Consider the following 18,528-nt stretch of genomic DNA (forward strand, 5'->3'; position numbering starts at 1 on the left):
CGCGGTGACCGCCCTGACCGACCGCACCGACGACCGCTGGGATGACGGACTCATCGCGCGCTCCCGCCCCAGGACCACCGGCCGGCGGGCCGGGAGCGGCGAGGACGAGGACGGCGACGAGGGCGACGAGGCACTCGTACGGGCCGTCTCCGGCGCCGGCAGCGACGGCGGCAAGGCGACCGCACCCCCGCTCAGCCCCGAGGGGCAGGCCCTGCGCCTGCGCCTCGACGCGCTGCGCCAGCTGGTCGGGCTGTCCCGGACCCGCCTCGACGGCAAGACCCTCGCCGAGGCGGGCCGGGTCCTGGACGAGGCGGCGGCGCGACGCGGGCTGTCACCGCAGCACACGGTCGTCGCGATCGCCGGAGCCACCGGAAGCGGCAAGTCCACCCTCTTCAATTCACTCGCCGGAGTGCAGATTTCCGAGACCGGTCTGCGCCGCCCCACCACCGCGGCGCCCATCGCGTGCAGTTGGTCGGACGGGGCGGCCGGGCTGCTGGACCGCCTGGAGATCCCGGGCCGGCTGCGCCGCCGGCCGCGGGAGACCTCGGAGGCGGAGGCGCTGCGCGGGATGGTCCTCGTCGACCTGCCCGACCTGGACTCGGCGGTCGGCGCGCACCGCGACCACGTGGACCGCGTACTGGCGCTCGTCGACGCGGTGGTGTGGGTGGTGGACCCGGAGAAGTACGCGGACGCCGTCCTGCACGAGCGCTACCTGCGGCCGCTGGCCGGGCACGCGGAGGTGACCTTCGTCGTGCTCAACCAGGTGGACCGGCTGCCGGGCGAGTCCGCCGACCTCGTACTGGACGACCTGCGGCGGCTGCTGGACGACGACGGCATCGCGCTCGGCGAGCACGGCGAGCCGGGGGCCACCGTGCTCGGGCTGTCCGCGCTGACCGGGGAGGGCGTCGGGGAACTGCGCGAGCTCCTCGCACAGTTCACCCAGGAGAAGGGCGCCGCGACCCGGAGGATCTCCGCCGATGTCGACCGGGCCGCCGTGCGCCTGCGGCCGCTGTACGTCGCGGACGGGCACTCCGGGCCGGAGATCGGGGAGGCGGCGCGCGCCGAGTTCGAGGACCGGCTCGCCGAGGCGGTCGGGGCGTATGCGGCCGGGCTCGCGGCCGAACGGGCGTGGCGGCGCAATGCGGGAAAGGCGTGCGGGACGCCGTGGCTGCGGCTGTGGCGGTGGTACGAGAGCCGCCGCTCCCCGCGCGGGCTGGCGGGGCTGGCCGCGCTGGCGGCGATCGGCGGCCGGGGCCCGGCGCTCGCCGAGGCGCCGGTCGAGGAGGAGGTGACCGCGCGCCAGCGGGTGGAGCAGGCCGTGCGGGCGGTCGCCGACGAGGCGGTCACCGGCCTGCCCGAACCGTGGGCGCAGGCGGTACGGGAAACCGCGGTGCGCGGGGCCGAACGGCTCCCGGAGGCGCTGGACGAGCTGGCGGTGACCCTGGGGGCGGCGGTCGCGGTGCCCAGCGTCAAGCCGCCGCGGCCCGCGTGGTGGCCGGCGGCGGTGCTGGGCCAGGCGGCCATGACGCTGGTCCAGATCTACGGCGGGCTGTGGCTGGTCGGGCAGATCGTCGGGGTCCTGGAGCCGAAGCTGCTGCCGCCGGTGCTGCTGATGGTGGCGGGCATCGTCGGCGGGCCGCTGGTGGAGTGGGCCTGCTCGATCGCGGCGCGGGGACCGGCGCGCAGGTACGGGCAGGACGCGGAGCGCAGGCTGCGGCAGGCGGCGGCCGGGTGCGGGCGGGCCCGGGTGCTGGAGCCGGTGGCGGCGGAGCTGCTGCGCTACCGGGAGGTGCGCGAGCAGTACGCGACGGTGGCCGCAGGGGGGAGCAGGTTGTCCACAACCCGTCGGTAATCCACAGGCCTGAGCGGGATCCGGCGGCCGGCCCGAGCATGGTTCGTACCGCGTGCGGATGGTCCGTACGGGTGCGATGTGCGGGGGAGGCGACCGGGATGAACGACACCCTGGTGACGCTGGTGGGGTATGTGGCGACGCAGATCGACTACAAGGAGACGGTGAACGGGCCGTCGGCGAGGTTCCGGTTCGCCGTGACGCCGAGGTACTTCGACCGGCGCAAGGAGGCCTGGACCGACGGGTCCACCAGCTTCTACACCGTGTGGGCGCGGCGCACGCTCGCCGTGAACCTCGCCGGTTCCGTATCGGTCGGCGAACCACTTGTGGTGCACGGGCGGTTGCGGGTGCGGGAGGACCCGTCCGACGGGGAGGGCCACCGGTGGGTCTCGGCGGAGATCGACGCGACCGCCGTCGGGCACGACCTGAATCGGGGTACGGCGGCCTTCCGGCGGGTCGTCAAGACGGATACACCGCTGATGGTCACTCAGAAGGCGGCGGTGGTCTGAGTGTTCGAGGCGGTTAGGATTCCCCGGTACTCACGGGCACCTGGGTCTTTGGCCCGAAGGGGAAGACTGTGTCGATTGCCGTTCCCGCATCCTCCGTTCCTGAACCCGCTCCTGCCGCTCCTCGTTCCACTGCTCATCCCGGTTCCCACCCCGGTTCTCATCCCGCTCCTCGTTCCGCGTCTCGCTCCGCTCCTCAGGCCGTTGCTCCGCCCGGTGCCGTACGGGGCTCCGCGCGCCGCCCGCTGGCGGTGGCGGCCCTGCTGGCCGCGGCCCTCGCCGCCGCGCCCGGGGCCAGAGCCGCCGCCGACTCCGATCCGGTGGCGCCCCGGGCTCCGGAGGGCGCGAGCGCCGTCCTGGACGGGCTGAAGACGTACGGGCAGGCGGTCCTCCACTCCGGGGACGGCTCGGTCCGGCAGATCCCGGCCGGGCTCTACGAGATGCGGGTCGACGGCGGGGGGATGCTCCAGACGTACGGGGTCGGCGTCGCGGGCAACGCGCAGCCCCAGGCCCGGTACACGGAGAGCGGGTGGAGCGGCAGCCCGCTGGCCGGCAACGGGCAGGCGGGCCGGATCCGCTGGATCCTGGAGCACTCCTACCCGCAGCTGAACGATCTGGCCGGGCTCGCCAAGGTGGCCGGGGCCGGGACGCTCACCGCGGAGAGCGCGGCGGCCGGGACCCAGGTGGCGATCTGGCGGCTGGCCGACGGGGTGCGGGTCGAGGCCGCGGACCCGGCCGCGGAGAAGCTGGCCGACTACCTCCAGCGGGAGGCCGGGCAGCTGCCCGAGCCGCCTGCTTCGCTGGGGCTGGACCCGGGCGGCGTGTCGGGGGCCGTGGGCACCCGGCTCGGCCCGGTCACCGTGCGCACCGGGGCGCCCAGCGTGTCGGTCATCCCGGACGCGGCGGCCGTCGCGATGGGCGTGCGGGTGGTGGACGCCGAGGGGCGGCCGCTGGAGACCGCCGTCAACGGTAGCCGGCTGTACTTCGAGGTGCCCGCGGGCACCCCCGACGGGACGGCCTCGGTCACCGTGCAGGGTGCGACCAAGGTGCCGGTCGGGCGGGTCTTCACCAGCGGGGTGCCGGCCCAGGCCCAGATCGTGGCCGGCTCCAGCGAGTCCGCGGCCGCCGCCACGGCCACGGCGGTCTGGCCGCAGCCGCCGCAGGTCCCGGAGGGCACGGTCGCGGAGGCCGCTCCGGGCACGGGGGCCGTCGCGCTGGGCACCCAGGCCGCCGCCCTGTCCGAGGACTCCCCGGACGAGGAGCGCCTGGCGACCAGCGGCAGCTCGGCGGCCACCCCGGTCATCGCCTCGCTGGCGGTGGGCCTGGTGGTCCTGGGCGGCCTGGTGGTCCTGCTCCTGCGCAAGCGTCCGCTGGACGGGGAGGACCAGAACTAGGCCGGTCAGGGCGCCAGTGCTGTGACCGGCAAGGTTCACCGGGTCGCGGTGCCCGGCACGGCACCTCGCCGCGTTGTCGGACCACGCAAGTACGTCCAGTACGAGCCGCGGTCCTCCGCCTTGCGATGCACCGCACCGGACACCGCGACCCGGCAAACCTTCCCGGCCACAGCACTAGGAACTCCGCTCCCGGGTAGGGGCAGACAATGGCTGATCAGGAACTGACCTGGCAGGGCGCGGTCGTGCGCTGGGACCGTGCGTTGTTCGACGTGGTGGCCCGGCGGCACTGGCCGGGGGCCGACCGGGTGCTGCCCCGGCTCGGGCGCGCCGCGAACCACGGGGTGCTGTGGGGCGGGGCCGCCGCCGCGCTCGCCGTCTTCGGGTCGGCCCGGGCCCGCAAGGCCGCCGTGCGCGGGATCGCCTCGCTGGCGCTGGCCTCGGCGACCATCAACACCGTCGGGAAGTGGTCCGTACGCCGCCCGAGGCCACTGCTGGACGGGGTGCCCGCCGTGCGGCAGCTGGCGACGCAGCCGCAGACCACCTCCTTCCCGTCCGGGCACTCGGCGTCGGCCTTCGCCTTCACCGCAGGGCTGGCGCTGGAGTCCCCGGGCTGGGGCGCCGCCCTGGCCCCGGTGGCCGCGTCCGTCGCGTTCTCCCGGGTGTACACCGGGGTGCACTACCCCTCCGACGTGGTCGCGGGCGCGGCGCTGGGCGTGGCCGCGGGGTTCGTCGTACGCCGGCTCGCGCGGGACGCGCAGGAGGCCAGGGTCGTGCCGGGCGACGAGCGGACCGCCGCCGGGGCGCCCGCGCTGCCCGACGGGGCCGGGCTCAGCGTGGTGGTCAACACCGGATCCGGCACGGCCGCGGCCGCGGGGCTCGACGTACTGCGCACCCGGCTCCCCAAGGCCGAGGTGATCGAGTGCGCGGGCCCCGAGCTGGCCGCCGCCCTGGAGGAGGCCGTCTCCCGGGCCACCGTCCTCGGGGTCTGCGGCGGCGACGGCACGGTCAACGCGGCCGCCACCGCCGCGCTGCGGGCCGGACTGCCGCTGGCGGTGTTCCCCGGCGGCACCCTCAACCACTTCGCCATGGACCTCGGACTCGGCGGAGCCGAGGACACCTGCCGCGCCCTGGCCTCCGGGCACGCCGTCCACATCGGCGTCGGCCGCTTCGCCCCCGGGCCCCAGGACGGGCCCGCCGGACCCCGCGGGCACGGCTACTTCCTGAACAACTTCAGCATCGGCGCCTACCCCGAGCTGCTGGGCCACCGGCTGCGCTGGAGCCCGCGCATCGGCTCCGGCCCCGCCGCGCTGCTCGCCGCCTGGCGGGTGCTGCGCGCCCAGCGGCCCGTTCGGCTGCGGCTGGCCGGCCGGCCCCGGAACGTGTGGCTGCTCTTCGCGGGCAACGGGACCTACCACGGCACCGGGCCCGCCCCGCGCCGCCGCGACAGCCTGGGCGAAGGCCTGCTCGACGTCCGGCTCGTCCACGGCGGCGGCCGCCCCGGCCCCCGCCTCCTCGCCGCCGCCCTGGCGGGCCCGCTGAGCCGTTCCCCGGTCCACGTGGCCACCCGCCTGCGCAGCCTGCGGATCGGCGACATCCCGGCGGGCACCCCGCTCGCGTACGACGGGGAGTACGCCGAGGCCCCGCCGGCGCTGGTCCTGGACGAGCTGCCCGACGCCCTGACCGTCTACCGGCCGCGGATGTGACCGTTCCGTTTGAACTTGTTCGATTATGTCGCCCGAACCGCCTACAGTGACCCGGACGTCAAGATCATCCGATCTTGTGAACCGCATGACGTGGGGTGCTGTCTGTGAAGTTGTCCCGGATCGCCGCGGTGGTCACCGCTGCCGCCATTGCTCCGGCCGTTCTGCTCGCCTCGCCGGCCTTCGCCGCCGACCACGCCCCGGCGACGGGCACGCCCGCGTCGCCGACGGCTCCCGACCTGGGCCCCGCGCAGGAGCCGGCCGGGAAGACCGCGGAGAAGCCCGACGACGGCAAGCAGGAAGACCGGGACCGCGAGGAGATCCGGCGCCTCATGGCGGCGGCCGCCCCGGGCTCCGCCGTGCGCGAGCGCGGCCGCAAGGCCCTCGACGCGGGCCCCGCGGCGATGCGTGCCTTCCTGGAGACCGGCCGGCACGAGGCCCGGGCCCAGGACGACCGCGTCGAGCTGGCCCGCATCGCCGAGGGCGAGAAGGGCTGGGCCACCGGCCAGGCGGCCGAAGCGCTGCTGCGCCGCGGCGCGAGCCCGGCCGAGATGCGGCGCTTCCTCGAAGTGACCCAGCACGTGCTGCGGGACGAGGACAACTGCGTCCGTGTCTCGCGGATCGTCGGCCGCGGCGGCCCCGCGGTGAGGGAGGCCGGCAAGGCCGCCCTCAAGGGTTCCCCGCAGGACCGCGTCACCTTCCTGATCACCGGCCAGTACCAGGCCCAGGCTTCGGACGACCGCGTCGAGCTGGCCCGGATCGACGATGCCGAGGACGGCCCCATCCTGTCCGAGGCGATCGGCGAGCTCCTGCGGAGCAGCGCGACCCCGGCGCAGCTGCGTCACTTCCTCGAGGTGACCCAGTACGAGCTGCGCGACCAGGACAACCGCCTTCGCATCGCGAAGATCATCAACGCCGGCGGGCCCGCGGTGAAGGAGGCCGGCAGGGCCGCCCTCAAGGGCTCGGCCCAGGACCGCACCGACTTCCTGAAGACCGGGCAGTACGAAGCCCGCGCGAAGGACGAGAAGGCCGCCGACCAGACCGGCGCCGGCAAGGGCACCGGCGCCGGCAAGGGCACCGGCACCGGCACTGGCACCCAGCAGGTCGTCGCCGCGGGAACGACGACCCCGACGACGACCGGTACCACCACCACCGGCAACGTCAACACGACCACCACCACCTCCGGCGGCAGCCAGACCCTCGCCTCCACCGGCGCCGGTGCCGGCTGGGCCGCCGAGGGCGCGGGCGCCGCGCTCGCCGCCGGCACCGGGCTCCTGGTCGCCGCCCGCCTGCGCCGCCGGACGGCCGCCAAGGCCTGACCGCCACCCCGCACCGAGGCGGTGCCGCCCGTCCGGCGCCACCCCCTCGGAAGGCGTCGGGGCAGCCCTCAGGAGCGGGATTCAGCCGGCTCGGCCGTGCCGTTCTCCACACCGAGATCGGCCCGCATCGCGCCGAGCATCCGCTCCAACTGCTCCCAGATCCGGGCGAAGTCCGCCCGGATCTCGTCGAACGATCCGTCCGGATCCGGATCGCCCTCTTCCAGGCACATGATCCGGCGGTAGGTTTCCGACAGTGACTTCGTCATGTCGTTCAGCTCGGCCAAGACCTCCGCGGACGCCACCATCTGGGCTTCGGCCAGGACCGAGTGGTGATCGCGCCGGGCCTCCTCGACCTCTTCCCTCGCCTCTGCGGTCACGGCGCCCTTGTGCACGATCCAGAGGTACTTCAGCAGGTGCGTCCGATAGCGGCGGAACACCGCGTTGACGTTCATGTAGCCCTCGCGCCGGCGCGTCAGCTCGGCCATCCGCTGCTCACGGAGCCACTGCGTTTCGGCTACCTGCTGCTGGCGCGTGAACTGCTCCGACTGCACGCGGGCCGTCAGGCGCTGCGACAGGACGGAGGCTATGAGCGTGCCCGTGACGCCCACCACCGCCGCTGCCAATCCGATGAGTGCGCTTCCCACTGAACCCCCCGGCCGACCGATCCCGTCATGTCAGCCGCATCCTGCCCCGTGATGAAGCGGTGGCAGGCGCCTTTAGGGCGCATCGGCCTTGGCGAGGGTGCAGACGCCGTCCGCGCACCGCCGCTCCAGACGGCCGCGGGAGACGGTCTGCGCCAGGCCGACCATCCAGCAGGTGGGGCAGCCGCGGAAGGCGATCAGGGCCAAGGGGGCCGCCAGCAGGGTGGCCGGGCCGGCGACGGGCACCAGGGCGATCGAGCCGATGATCAGCCCGAAGCCGATGGCGCCGCGCGCCAGGTGGCGCGGGACGGACGAGCTGGCGAAGTCCCTCCCGGGCGCGGCGGACCGTGCGGGCTCCACGGTGTTCGGGGTGTTCAGGCTGTTCGGGGTGTTCAGGGTCTTCACGGTCGTGCCTCTCCTCCGACTGGCCGGTCGACGGTTTGATCGGGTGCCCGGCCGGTCACGGCCAGTGAGTCGCGCAGTGCCGCACGTGCCCTGTGCAGCCGCGACTTCATCGCGGCACTGCTCAGACCGAGCGCATGGGCGACGGTCCGGCCGGGCAGGCCCTGGACGTCCCGCATGATCAGGACCTGCCGCTGGTCACGGGGAAGCGCACCGACCGCGGCCGCGATCCGCTCCACCTCCAGCCTGTGCAGCACCGCGTCCTCGGCGGACGGTTCCGCAGGCGCCCCCGCTTCGGCCGGCTCCTCCCCGCTCCGCGAGGCGAGCAGCCGTACCTGCCGCAGGCATTCGTTGCGCACGATCCGGAACATCCACGAGGCGAGCGCGCCCGTGGCCCGCAGGGTGCCGATCTTCCGGTAGAGGATGATCAGCGCCTCCTGCGCCGCGTCCTCCGCGTCCTGCGGGGAGGCACACAGCGACAGGGCGAATTTGCGCACGTGGGGCTGCGATTCCATGACGACGGTGGTGAGCGAGGTGACGTCGCCGTCCTGTGCTGCCTTGATCAGCCGCTCGTCCGGCCAGGCGAAGCGTCGGTTCATCTGCTCCTCAGCCCCGGCTCCGGTAGCGCCGCGTCAGGTGCCAGCTGCACGCGCCCACGAGCAGGGCTCCGATCACTACGAGGCCGGTGACCATCATGGGTTTCTCCTCCTGGTTCCGCCGGCCCGTTCGGCCGGTACACACACAAGAGGCGGGGAGGTCCGGAAAGGATTCACCCCCGGCCGGAGTCCTCGTCGGACCCTGCCCGGCCCGCTCACCAGCTCAGGGGCTCTGACCTACCCATTCGCCCGCAGGTATGGACGGCTGGCAAGATGGGGTGTATCTGCCCACACAACGATTGCCGGACGGTTTCTCTTGGCTGAGTTCATCTACACCATGCGCAAGACGCGCAAGGCGCACGGCGACAAGGTGATTCTTGATGACGTCACCCTGAACTTCCTGCCCGGCGCGAAGATCGGTGTGGTCGGCCCGAACGGTGCCGGCAAGTCCACCGTTCTGAAGATCATGGCGGGCCTCGAGCAGCCGTCCAACGGCGACGCCTTCCTGTCGCCCGGCTTCACCGTCGGCATCCTCATGCAGGAGCCCAAGCTCGACGAGTCGAAGACCGTCCTGGAGAACGTCCAGGACGGCGCGGCCGACACCATGAAGAAGCTCAAGCGCTTCAACGAGGTCGCCGAGCTGATGGGCGTCGAGTACACCGACGCCCTCATGGACGAGATGGGCAAGCTCCAGGACGACCTGGACCACTCCAATGCCTGGGACCTCGACGCCCAGCTGGAGCAGGCCATGGACGCCCTGGGCTGCCCCCCCGGCGACTGGCCCGTCACCAACCTCTCCGGTGGCGAGAAGCGCCGCGTGGCGCTGTGCAAGCTGCTGATCGAGGCCCCGGACCTGCTCCTCCTCGACGAGCCCACCAACCACCTCGACGCCGAGTCGGTGAACTGGCTGGAGCAGCACCTCTCGCAGTACAAGGGTGCCGTCGTGGCCGTCACCCACGACCGGTACTTCCTGAACAACGTCGCCGAGTGGATCCTCGAGCTCGACCGCGGCCGCGCGCACCCGTACGAGGGCAACTACTCCACCTACCTGGAGAAGAAGGCCACCCGTCTCAAGGTCGAGGGCCGCAAGGACGAGAAGCGCCAGAAGCGCCTCAAGGAAGAGCTGGAGTGGGTGCGGTCCAACGCCAAGGGGCGTCAGACCAAGTCCAAGGCCCGTCTGGCCCGCTACGAGGAGATGGCGGCCGAGGCGGACAAGATGCGGAAGCTGGACTTCGAGGAGATCCAGATCCCGCCGGGCCCGCGTCTGGGCTCGATCGTGGTCGAGGTCAACAACCTCAACAAGGCGTTCGGCGACAAGGTCCTGGTCGACGACCTGTCCTTCACGCTGCCGCGCAACGGCATCGTCGGCATCATCGGCCCGAACGGCGCCGGCAAGACCACGCTCTTCAAGATGCTCCTGGGCCTGGAGGCGCCGGACTCCGGCTCCGTCAAGATCGGCGAGACCGTCAAGATCTCGTACGTCGACCAGAGCCGCGCCAACATCGACCCCAAGAAGTCCCTCTGGGCCGTCGTGTCGGACGAGCTGGACTACATCAACGTCGGCCAGGTCGAGATGCCGTCGCGCGCGTACGTCAGCGCCTTCGGCTTCAAGGGCCCGGACCAGCAGAAGGCCGCCGGCATCCTCTCCGGTGGTGAGCGCAACCGCCTGAACCTGGCGCTGACGCTCAAGGAGGGCGGCAACCTGCTGCTCCTCGACGAGCCCACCAACGACCTCGACGTCGAGACCCTGTCCTCGCTCGAGAACGCGCTCCTGGAGTTCCCGGGTGCGGCCGTGGTCATCTCCCACGACCGCTGGTTCCTGGACCGAGTCGCCACGCACATCCTGGCGTACGAGGGCGAGTCCAAGTGGTACTGGTTCGAGGGCAACTTCGAGTCGTACGAGAAGAACAAGGTTGAGCGGCTCGGCGCGGACGCGACCCGTCCGCACCGTGCCACCTACAAGAAGCTCACCCGAGGCTGAGGTCGCGGTCATGGCCAGACACCACTACCGGTGCCCCCTGCGCTGGTCGGACATGGACTCCTTCGGCCACGTGAACAACGTGGTCTTCCTCCGCTACCTGGAGGAGGCGAGGATCGACTTCATGTTCCGGCTGGCGCCGGGGGAGGGCAGCGAGTCCTTCACGGGCGGGTCCGTCGTGGCCCGCCACGAGATCGACTACAAGCTGCCCCTCGTGCACCGTCACGAGCCGGTGCTCATCGAATCCTGGGTGACCCGGATAGGCGCCGCGTCCCTGACCATCGGCTACGAGGTCAAGGACGAGGCGACCCAGGACGCGCCCGAGAAGGTCTACGTGCGCGCCTCGACCGTGGTCGTGCCCTACAACCTCGCCGAGGGGCGGCCCCGCCGCATCACGGCCGAGGAGAAGCACTTCCTGGAGAAGTACCTCGACGAGCCCGAGGTCGCCGAAGGGCGCCTCGCGGCATGAACGAGCAGCTGCACTTCGCCGACTCCGGGGAGGCGGCGGACCTCGCCGCCTTCCTGGGCCGGCTGGTGCACTACGACCGCGCCGCCGCCGTCCGCCTCCAGGCGGGCGGCGGTGCGCTCGCCGTCTTCGGACGGCCGCCGTCCTTCGACGTCCTGGCCATCCGCACGGTGCGGCTCGCCGCACCCGTCGCGACCCCGCTGGACCTGACGGTCTCCGCCGGTGAGCTCCTGGAATCGGTGGACGAGGCCGCGGCCTGCGCCACCGTGCCCGGGCCGGTCACCGGGCCGCCCTGGACCGGGGTGCTCCCGCCCCGCGGCGGCTGGCAGCAGCTGCCCGGGCTGCCCGGATCCGAGGCGATCCGCACGGCCGTGGCCGGTGCCGTCGCCGAGTTCCGGGCCCGCGACGAGGCTCTGCAGCCGCAGCACCGGACCCGCTCCGAGCGCGACCGCATCGGCCGCGAGATCTGGTCCCGGACGCTGGGCGACACCGAACTCCCGCTGCGCGCCGTGCACGCCGCGCAGTCCCTGGGCTTCCTGCGTCCGATACGGTCCACCGTGCCGGCCGCCGCGCCCGCGCCCGCGCCCGACGCACCCGACCCGGTGGCCCTGTTCGCCTCCGGGAGCTGGCTGCGCCTGCGCACCCCGTACGGGTCCGTCGCCACCCGCAGGCCCGGCCGGAACGGCGGCCTGGGCGCCCTCCAGGTCCGTCCCGTCTGACCCCCCGGGCGGCCGCTAGCCCGCGGTGTTGATCATCGAGGCGGCCGCGTACGTCAGGTACTTCCAGAGCTGCGCCTCGTGCTCCGGCGCGAGGCCCAGCTCGTCCAGGGCGACCCGCATGTGCTTCAGCCACGCGTCGTGGGCCGCCGCGTCGACCTGGAACGGGGCGTGCCGCATCCGCAGGCGCGGATGGCCGCGGTGCTCGCTGTAGGTGGTCGGGCCGCCCCAGTACTGCATCAGGAACAGCGTGAACCGCTCTTCCGCCGGGCCGAGGTCCTCCTCCGGGTACATCGGGCGCAGCAGCGGGTCCTCCGCGACCCCCTGGTAGAAGCGCCGCACGAGGCGGCGGAAGGTCTCCTCCCCGCCCACCTGCTCGTAAAAGGTCTGCTCCTGAAGCGTGCCCCGCGGAATCTCATTCACCCGACCATCGTCTCAGACGCCCGGACGGAGGACCGGGGTCCTAGGACCCTGCGGCACCCCCTCCAGGACCCGGGCCGGACCCATGCCCGACCGGTGCCCGGCCGGTGCGCCACCCCGCCGGACCGACCGCACTCGCACACGCGGGCCGCCCGCAGGACAGTGGAGGCATGGGCGCACACACGGCACGCACCGTACGCACGGCACGCACCGGCGCGCGGGACCTGCGGGAGACCGCGCACGCCGCCCAGGTGCGGGAGCTGACGGCGGCCGGCGTGCTGGAGGACCCGGCCTGGCGGGCGGCGTTCGCCGCCGTGCCCCGGCACGTCTTCGTCCCCTACTTCTGGACCGGCCGCGGCGCCGGCCACGAACGGGTCTGGGAGGAGGACCCCGACCCCGAGCGGCGCGCCCGCTGGCTGCGCGGGGTCTACGCCGACACCCCGCTCGCGACCCGGCTGCGCGACGGCCGGCTGGTCTCCTCCAGCAGCCAGCCCTCCCTCATGGCGAAGATGCTGGCCGCGCTCGACGTGCGCGACGGCGACAACGTCCTGGAGATCGGCGCGGGCACCGGCTACAACGCGGCCCTGCTCTGCCACCGGCTCGGCGACGAGCTCGTCACCACCGTGGACCTCGACGAGGAGATCACCGAGTCCGCGCGCACCCACCTGGCCCGGCTGGGCTACCACCCCGAGGTGGTCACGGGCGACGGGGCGCGCGGCTGCCCCGCCCGGGCCCCCTTCGACCGGATCATGGTGACCTGCACGCTGCCGCTGATCCCGCACGCCTGGCTCGGCCAGTGCCGGCCGGGGGCGCGGATCCTGGCCCCGCTGTCGACCGGGCTGATCGCGCTGACGGTCCGGGGCCCCGACTTCGCCGAGGGCCGCTTCCTGCACACCCAGGCCTACTTCGTCCCGCTGCGCGGGGCCACGGCGGCGCCGCCGCAGGAGCCGGCCGGGCTGCCGCCCGGGCTCCCGTACGAGCTGGTGGAGAACGAGCGCTTCCAGTTCATGCTCGTGCTGACCGAGGGCGCACTGCACGCCCGCGAGGCCCTGGACCTGTGGCGCCGGGAGGACCGGCCGGCCCGGGAGCGCTTCGGGGTCACCGTCAGCGAAGACGGCCAGTGGTCGTGGCTCGACGACCCCCAGGGCCCGTACGTATGGCCCCTGGGGGAGTCGGACCGGCCGGGGTTCAGCCGCGGCGGATGGTGATCGTGGTCCAGGCGCCGACGTGGACGCGGTCGCCGTCGCCCAGCGGCACCGGCACGTAGGGCTGGATCGGCTCCTCGCCGCCGTTGATGGTGGTGCCGTTGGTGGAGTTCTGGTCCACCACCGCCCAGCTGAGGTCGGGCTGCTGGACGAGGACCGCGTGCTGGTGGGAGACGCCCGGGTCCTCCGGCGGCACCGACAGGTCGATGTCGGGGGACTCCCCGGTGGAGGCGCGGCGCCGGCCGATGGTGATCTGGCCGCCGGAGAGCGGGAGGTGCTGCTCCGGGGAGTACGCGGGCAGGTTGAGCCCGGCCGCCTCGGGGCCGCTGCGCTGCATCATCGCCATGAAGTACGAGCGGTCGGGGCCGATCGTCGCGGTCCAGCTGCCGCCCTGGGGCGCGAAGGACTGGTGCTGCTGCTGCGGGGGCGGCTGCTGGTACTGCTGCTGCTGGTACTCCTGCTGGTACTCCTGCCGCTGCTGCGGCGGCGGGGGCTGCTGCTGGTACCGGGGCTGCTGGGCCGCCGACTGCTGGTACTCCTGCCGGGGCTCGTTCGCGGGAGGCGGCAGCAGCCAGTCGTCCTCGCGCTGGAGCGGCTCGGCGGCCCGGTTGACCCGGGAGGGCCGCGAGCCCTGGTACTCGAAGTGGTCCTGTGAGTACGCCGCCGGCGTCTGCAGCGGCGGCGGGGGCGGCGGCGTGGCACCGGTCGCCTGCGGGCCCGCGTCCGGAGTGAGCGGCGCGTAGGAAGTCGCCGTACGCGTCAGGAAGTTGTACCGGCACTCCTCGCAGAACGGGGCCATGGCCTCGCGAGGGGTCCGGCACTGCGGGCAGAGCTCGGCCTGGGCGGTCGGCTCACCGGCCGTCGGGGGGTAGCCGTAGCCGTAGGAGGGCGCCGCGGGGGCGCCTTCCGGGGCCATGCGGTGGCCGCAGACCTCGCACCAGTCGTCGGAGGCGGACTGGTGCCCGTTCGGGCAGGTCGGCATGGCGGCGCTTCCCCCTTCATCTCCCTGCGTCATCACGTCAGGTCTTCTTCACTCGGACGGTCTGTGTCGAACGCGTTTCAAGAGTCATCTCGTCGGCATCGGCGACCTTGGCTTTCAGCCGCACAGTACCCGCCACCGCGTCCACCACATCCACCACCTTCGCCAGCAGTCTGGCAGTGTCGGCGTTCCCGGAGGCACTCGCCAGCTGTACGGCGCGTCCCAGTTTGGCCGTGGCGCCGTCCACATCGCCCAGTTTGCGGGCTTCCAGGCCCTGCTGGATAGCCTGCGCGAGCTCCGCCTGCCCCGTGTAGTGGGCGACCTGCGGGTTGATGGCGGTGGAGGCGGCCAGGTCGTCCGTCCACACCGCGCGCACCAGACCCTGGGCGAGGACGGAGGCGGGCTCGCCCGCCGCTCCCGGCAGGACGAGCGAGGCGCGGGCGGCGAGCATCTCCTGGCCCAGCGCCGCACTCGGCACCCGGACGCACACGTGGTACTCGCGGGACTCGTCGCCCCAGGAGCCCGTCGGGTAGTCCCCGGCGCGCGGGCCCGCCTCGGTGCGGCGGTTGGTCAGGTCCTGAACCGTCGGCGCGACCTGCTTCACGTACTGGATCTCCACGCCCACCGGGGTCCACAGGCGCAGCGCGACGTCCGCGACCTCCTTGCCCATGACGTTCCCCATCATGCGCGTGAAGTCCTCGGCGAGGTGGGCCGGATCGGCCACGATGTCGGCGGAGCCGAGCAGCGCGCTCGCGATGCCGGTGACCTCCTTGACCTCCCAGTCGGTGCCCACCCCGCGGGCGTCGCAGGTGAAGCGGCCCGCGCAGGCGTCGAGGGTGGCGCGGAGCACGGCCGGGTCCTCGTGCTCGTTGCGGCCGTCGGTGAGCAGGATGCCGTGCCGGATGGTGGCGGAGGACCGGCGCAGCAGTCCGTCCGCGAGCCGCAGCCAGGTGCCGATGGCGGTGCCGCCGCCCGAGGCGAGGCCGCGCAGCGCCTCCTTGGCCTGGGCGCGGGTGACCGGGTCGGCGACGGCGAGCCGGCCCTGGCCCGGGTAGACCTCCTTGGCCACGTGCGTCCCGGCGACCACGGCGAAGGCGGTGCCGTCGCGCAGGGTGTCGACGGCCGCGGCGGTGGCCTCGCGGGCGCCGCGCATCTTGTCCGGCGGATACTCCATGGAACCGGAGCAGTCGACCATGATCACGACGGCTGCCGAGCCGTGGGCCGCCGTGGCGCGGGTGGCGGCGGCGCCACCGGTGGAGGTGGCCGTGACGATGGCGTGGACGTCCCGCCCGCCCTGGGGGAGGAACTCGTTCTGGTACACCTCCACGCTGAAGCGCGCGGCGCTCGGCTTGGCGAAGTTCGCCATCGGTTGGACTCCTAGGGTCCTAGAGGGCTGGGGCGGGCGGACGGGCCGGGCGGGTCAGGCCCGGTGCGGAGGGTCCGCTTCCGCCTCCGGTTCCGGTGGGGCTTGCGGCCCGGTCCCCGCCTCCGGGGTCGCGGCGAACGGCACCACGGCCACGGTGACGTTGTCGTGGCCGCCGCCGTCGAGGGCGTGGCCCACCAGGACCTGGGCGCTGTGAAGGGGCCGGGTCGCGGCGTCCGCGGGCAGCACCTGGGCCATCTCCCGGGCGGACTCCGCGTAGTTCCACAGGCCGTCGGTGCAGACCACGACCACCCCGGGGTGGTCCGGCTTGAACACGGCGGTGTGCGGTTCGAGGTCGTACGCGTCGGCCCCGAGCCAGCCGGTGATGGCGTGGGCGCGGACATCGGCGTAGGCCTCGGCCTCGCCCATCAGACCGGCCGCGACCATCTGGGCGGCCCAGGAGTCGTCCTCGGTGAGGCGGCGCGGCAGGGCCGCGCGGTCGTCCGGGACCCAGTACGCGCGGCTGTCGCCCACCCAGCCGATGGTCAGCAGCCCGCCGCTGACGACGGCGCCGACCAGGGTGCAGGCGGGGGCGTTCTGCGCGCCCGCGACCTCCGGGGCCAGCGCGTTGACCGCGGCGGCCGCGGCCAGGATCGCCTCGTGCATGGCCTCTTGGGGGTGGGCGCCGCGGGGCAGCGCGTCCAGCAGGGCCTCGTTGGCGGCGCCGGCCGCGGCGGCCGACGCCTCGTCGGGACGGCTCGCGGAGGAGACGCCGTCGCAGACGATGGCGACGGTGGCGGCGGAGCCGTCGGGCAGCGCGGTGGCCGCGACCGCGAACGAGTCCTCGTTGCGGTGGTGGCGCAGCCCGCGGTCGCTGACGGCGGCGACGCTGCCGAGCTCCTCCTCGAGGTGGTCCCGCTCCCGGGGCTGGGCGTGACCGCAGTGCTCGCAGTACCCGTCGGTGTCGACGTGCCCGGCCCGGCAGGCCACGCAGGTCTTCCCGCCCGCACCGCTCCCCTGCGGGGTTTCGGCGGCCGCTCCCGGGTTCTCCTCGTGCGGGCTGCCGCCTTCGCCCGCGCCCCACGGGGTCCCCTCGGGGGGAGTCGTCGTGCCACCGGGCAGGTCGTACCGGGCCGCCGGACCCGCCGCCGGGTCCTGGGGGGCGGTTCCGTACGGGGATCCGCCCGCGCCCCACGGGGTGCCTTCGGGGGGCGTGCCGGTGCTGCCGGCCAGGTCGTGGCGGGCCTCGGGCTCGTCCACCGCGGCCTGCGGGGCGGTTCCGTACGGGGACTCGTACGGGGTCTGGTGCGGCGCCTCGTACGGGGTCTCGCGCACCGGGTCGGGGCCCGGCTCCGGCGGGGGCGTGGCCCAGTCGGCCGGGTCGCCGACGAGGGTCGGCGCGGCCGCGGCCACGCTGCCCCACCCGGGGGCGGGCTCGGGGGCGGCCTCGGGCGCACCGTAGGGCCCGCCGCGGGCCTGAGCCCCGTAGCCGCCCGCGGGACCACCCGCACCCGCACCCGTATCCGCTTCCGCTTCCTGCCCGGCGGCCGCGCCGCGCGGCGGGGCCGTGGGGAGCGGGATCGTCGGGTGGTCCGCGGCCGCAGCCGGGGGAGGGGCGGTGACGGCGTAGCCGCAGACGCCGCAGAAACGGTCACCCTCCTCCAGGGGTTCCGCGCAGCTGGGGCAGCCCGACAGCCGATGCATCGACATCACTCACACCCACGTCCGGGGACGGAAACGGTTTGCCCGCTCCACCAGTTCGATCCTCTCCTCGCCCCGCTGCGCCAGCCGTGCGAGCACGCGGTACGAGCGCTCCAGTCCGAAGCGCAGGCCCCGCTCGTCCAGTTGACTGCCGAGCAGCGAGGTCCGGCCGGGGTCGGAACCCCGGCTACCCGACAGTACCCAGTCGAGGGCCGAGCCCAGAACTTCCGTCGCGAGCCGTTCGTGGCGCTCCGGATCCAGGCCCGCCCGCCGCAGGGCCTCCACCTGGTCGGCGGCCGCCGCCAGATCGGCCGGCAGCGGCTCCTGCGGGGACCGGTCGCGCAGACGTGCGCGTACCGCCGCCACCCGCGCGGCGGTGTAGTGGATCGACGCCTCCGGTACGGATTCCAGCGTACGGACGGCTTCGCCCCGCTCGCCCGCGGCCAGCTGGACCCGGGCCAGCCCGAAGGCGGCGCTCACGAAGCCGGGGTCGGTGGCCCAGACGAGGCGGTAGTACTCGGCGGCGTTGTCCAGCTGGCCCAGGACCTCCGCGCACAGCCCGAGGGCCAGCTTGGGCGCGGGCTCGCCCGGGAAGGCGTCGTAGATCGCGTCGAAGGACAGGGCCGCCATCTCGTTCTCGCCGGTGGCCAGCGAGGCGATCCCGCGGGCCCACACCACCCGCCAGTCGTCCGGATGTTGCGCCTCCAGCTCCACCAGGGTGCGGCCGGCCGCGGGCAGTTCGCCCAGCTCCAGCCGGGCCCGCAGCTCGCGCAGCCACAGCTCGGCCGATTCGGATGGCGCCGAGCCGAGGGCGCCCAGGAGGTCGCCGGGCGCGGTGGCCAGCAGACCCGCCAGGAAACCGGCGTTGGGGTCGGCCGGGTCCACCAGCGGTACGGGCAGGGCCAGGGCGGTGTCCCGGGCATCGAGCGTGGTCGCCGCCGCGGGCCGGGCGGGGGACACGGGTGCGGGGCCGGGCCCCGCGCCCCGGGCCGGCGCCGCCGGAGCCTGCCGCTGCGCGGGCACCGGAGCCCCCGCCACATGCGTGGCGGTGCTGCCGAGCCCGGGCAGGGCCGCCCCGCCCACGGGCACGGGCGTCCCGCCCGGCGGGGTTCCGGGCGCGCCGGTGGGCCCGCCCGGCCAGGAGGTCGGGCCGGACGGGGGACCGCCGGCCGGAGTCCCGGGCGCGCCGGTGGACCCGCCCGGCCACGAAGTCGAGCCGGACGCGGGACCGCCCACGGGCGCGGGCGTCCAGCCGGGCGGCGTGCCGCCCGCGGCGACGGCGCCCGCCGGTGC

The 18,528-nt window shown here is 74.3% G+C and carries 17 protein-coding genes; 9 read left to right on the forward strand and 8 right to left on the reverse strand.

Going from position 1 to position 18,528, the window contains the following annotated elements:
- Window positions 1-4 precede the first annotated feature (4 nt).
- The 5 genes from ACFWBN_RS12870 (at window position 5) to ACFWBN_RS12890 (ending at window position 6,768) form a co-directional block, all read left to right on the forward strand.
- The gene (locus ACFWBN_RS12870; protein ID WP_385175063.1) at window positions 5-1,852 is read left to right on the forward strand and encodes a GTPase; all 1,848 of its coding nucleotides are present in this window, start codon (window positions 5-7) and stop codon (window positions 1,850-1,852) included.
- A gap of 98 nt (window positions 1,853-1,950) precedes the next feature.
- On the forward strand, window positions 1,951-2,358 hold the full coding sequence (locus ACFWBN_RS12875) for a single-stranded DNA-binding protein (RefSeq protein WP_385175066.1): 408 nt from the start codon (window positions 1,951-1,953) through the stop codon (window positions 2,356-2,358).
- Window positions 2,359-2,600: 242 nt separating this feature from the next.
- The gene (locus ACFWBN_RS12880; RefSeq protein ID WP_385175133.1) at window positions 2,601-3,749 is read left to right on the forward strand and encodes a thioester domain-containing protein; all 1,149 of its coding nucleotides are present in this window, start codon (window positions 2,601-2,603) and stop codon (window positions 3,747-3,749) included.
- A 206-nt stretch (window positions 3,750-3,955) separates the two neighbouring features.
- Complete coding sequence (locus ACFWBN_RS12885; RefSeq protein WP_385175069.1) at window positions 3,956-5,452, forward strand: bifunctional phosphatase PAP2/diacylglycerol kinase family protein; 1,497 nt, start codon at window positions 3,956-3,958, stop codon at window positions 5,450-5,452.
- Window positions 5,453-5,556: 104 nt separating this feature from the next.
- Window positions 5,557-6,768, forward strand: coding sequence for an ALF repeat-containing protein (locus ACFWBN_RS12890; RefSeq protein WP_385175072.1), 1,212 nt, complete (start codon window positions 5,557-5,559; stop codon window positions 6,766-6,768).
- A gap of 68 nt (window positions 6,769-6,836) precedes the next feature.
- On the opposite strand, the gene ACFWBN_RS12895 is transcribed toward ACFWBN_RS12890, so the two are convergent.
- The 3 genes from ACFWBN_RS12895 to ACFWBN_RS12905 form a co-directional block, all read right to left on the reverse strand.
- Window positions 6,837-7,412, reverse strand: a complete 576-nt coding sequence (locus ACFWBN_RS12895; RefSeq protein WP_385175075.1) for a hypothetical protein — start codon at window positions 7,410-7,412, stop codon at window positions 6,837-6,839.
- Between the two features lie 72 nt (window positions 7,413-7,484).
- On the reverse strand, window positions 7,485-7,805 hold the full coding sequence (locus ACFWBN_RS12900; protein ID WP_385175136.1) for a hypothetical protein: 321 nt from the start codon (window positions 7,803-7,805) through the stop codon (window positions 7,485-7,487).
- A 5-nt stretch (window positions 7,806-7,810) separates the two neighbouring features.
- The gene (locus ACFWBN_RS12905) at window positions 7,811-8,410 is read right to left on the reverse strand and encodes an RNA polymerase sigma factor (protein WP_385175078.1); all 600 of its coding nucleotides are present in this window, start codon (window positions 8,408-8,410) and stop codon (window positions 7,811-7,813) included.
- A 313-nt stretch (window positions 8,411-8,723) separates the two neighbouring features.
- Here ACFWBN_RS12905 and ettA point away from each other — a divergent pair, with 313 nt between their 5' ends.
- Genes ettA through ACFWBN_RS12920 form a run of 3 tightly spaced genes read left to right on the forward strand, consistent with a single transcriptional unit; the run spans window position 8,724 to window position 11,570 of the window.
- The gene (gene ettA, locus ACFWBN_RS12910; RefSeq protein ID WP_385175081.1) at window positions 8,724-10,388 is read left to right on the forward strand and encodes an energy-dependent translational throttle protein EttA; all 1,665 of its coding nucleotides are present in this window, start codon (window positions 8,724-8,726) and stop codon (window positions 10,386-10,388) included.
- A 10-nt stretch (window positions 10,389-10,398) separates the two neighbouring features.
- Window positions 10,399-10,854: an acyl-CoA thioesterase gene (locus ACFWBN_RS12915; RefSeq protein ID WP_385175084.1), complete on the forward strand. Its 456-nt coding sequence runs from the start codon at window positions 10,399-10,401 to the stop codon at window positions 10,852-10,854.
- On the forward strand, window positions 10,851-11,570 hold the full coding sequence (locus ACFWBN_RS12920) for a hypothetical protein (RefSeq protein ID WP_385175087.1): 720 nt from the start codon (window positions 10,851-10,853) through the stop codon (window positions 11,568-11,570). Before ACFWBN_RS12915 ends, ACFWBN_RS12920 begins: the two co-directional genes overlap by 4 nt.
- Before the next feature lie 15 nt (window positions 11,571-11,585).
- On the opposite strand, the gene ACFWBN_RS12925 is transcribed toward ACFWBN_RS12920, so the two are convergent.
- Window positions 11,586-11,990, reverse strand: a complete 405-nt coding sequence (locus ACFWBN_RS12925; protein ID WP_385175091.1) for a globin — start codon at window positions 11,988-11,990, stop codon at window positions 11,586-11,588.
- A gap of 167 nt (window positions 11,991-12,157) precedes the next feature.
- On the opposite strand from ACFWBN_RS12925, the gene ACFWBN_RS12930 reads away from it, so the two are divergent.
- Complete coding sequence (locus ACFWBN_RS12930; RefSeq protein WP_385175094.1) at window positions 12,158-13,195, forward strand: methyltransferase domain-containing protein; 1,038 nt, start codon at window positions 12,158-12,160, stop codon at window positions 13,193-13,195.
- On the opposite strand, the gene ACFWBN_RS12935 is transcribed toward ACFWBN_RS12930, so the two are convergent.
- The 4 genes from ACFWBN_RS12935 to ACFWBN_RS12950 form a co-directional block, all read right to left on the reverse strand.
- Window positions 13,176-14,174 (reverse strand): FHA domain-containing protein, encoded by a 999-nt coding sequence (locus tag ACFWBN_RS12935; protein ID WP_385175097.1) that lies wholly within the window; start codon window positions 14,172-14,174, stop codon window positions 13,176-13,178. The two genes, ACFWBN_RS12930 and ACFWBN_RS12935, sit on opposite strands and share 20 nt — an antisense overlap.
- A gap of 37 nt (window positions 14,175-14,211) precedes the next feature.
- A complete protein-coding gene (locus ACFWBN_RS12940) occupies window positions 14,212-15,537 on the reverse strand; it encodes a VWA domain-containing protein (RefSeq protein ID WP_385175100.1) in 1,326 nt (441 codons plus the stop codon).
- Between the two features lie 54 nt (window positions 15,538-15,591).
- Window positions 15,592-17,244: a protein phosphatase 2C domain-containing protein gene (locus tag ACFWBN_RS12945; RefSeq protein ID WP_385175104.1), complete on the reverse strand. Its 1,653-nt coding sequence runs from the start codon at window positions 17,242-17,244 to the stop codon at window positions 15,592-15,594.
- Window positions 17,245-17,247: 3 nt separating this feature from the next.
- A partial coding sequence (locus ACFWBN_RS12950; RefSeq protein WP_385175108.1) for a tetratricopeptide repeat protein occupies window positions 17,248-18,528 on the reverse strand: 1,281 nt, incomplete at its 5' end.

This window comes from Streptomyces sp. NPDC059989, assembly GCF_042736975.1.
Lineage (GTDB): Bacteria > Actinomycetota > Actinomycetes > Streptomycetales > Streptomycetaceae > Streptomyces.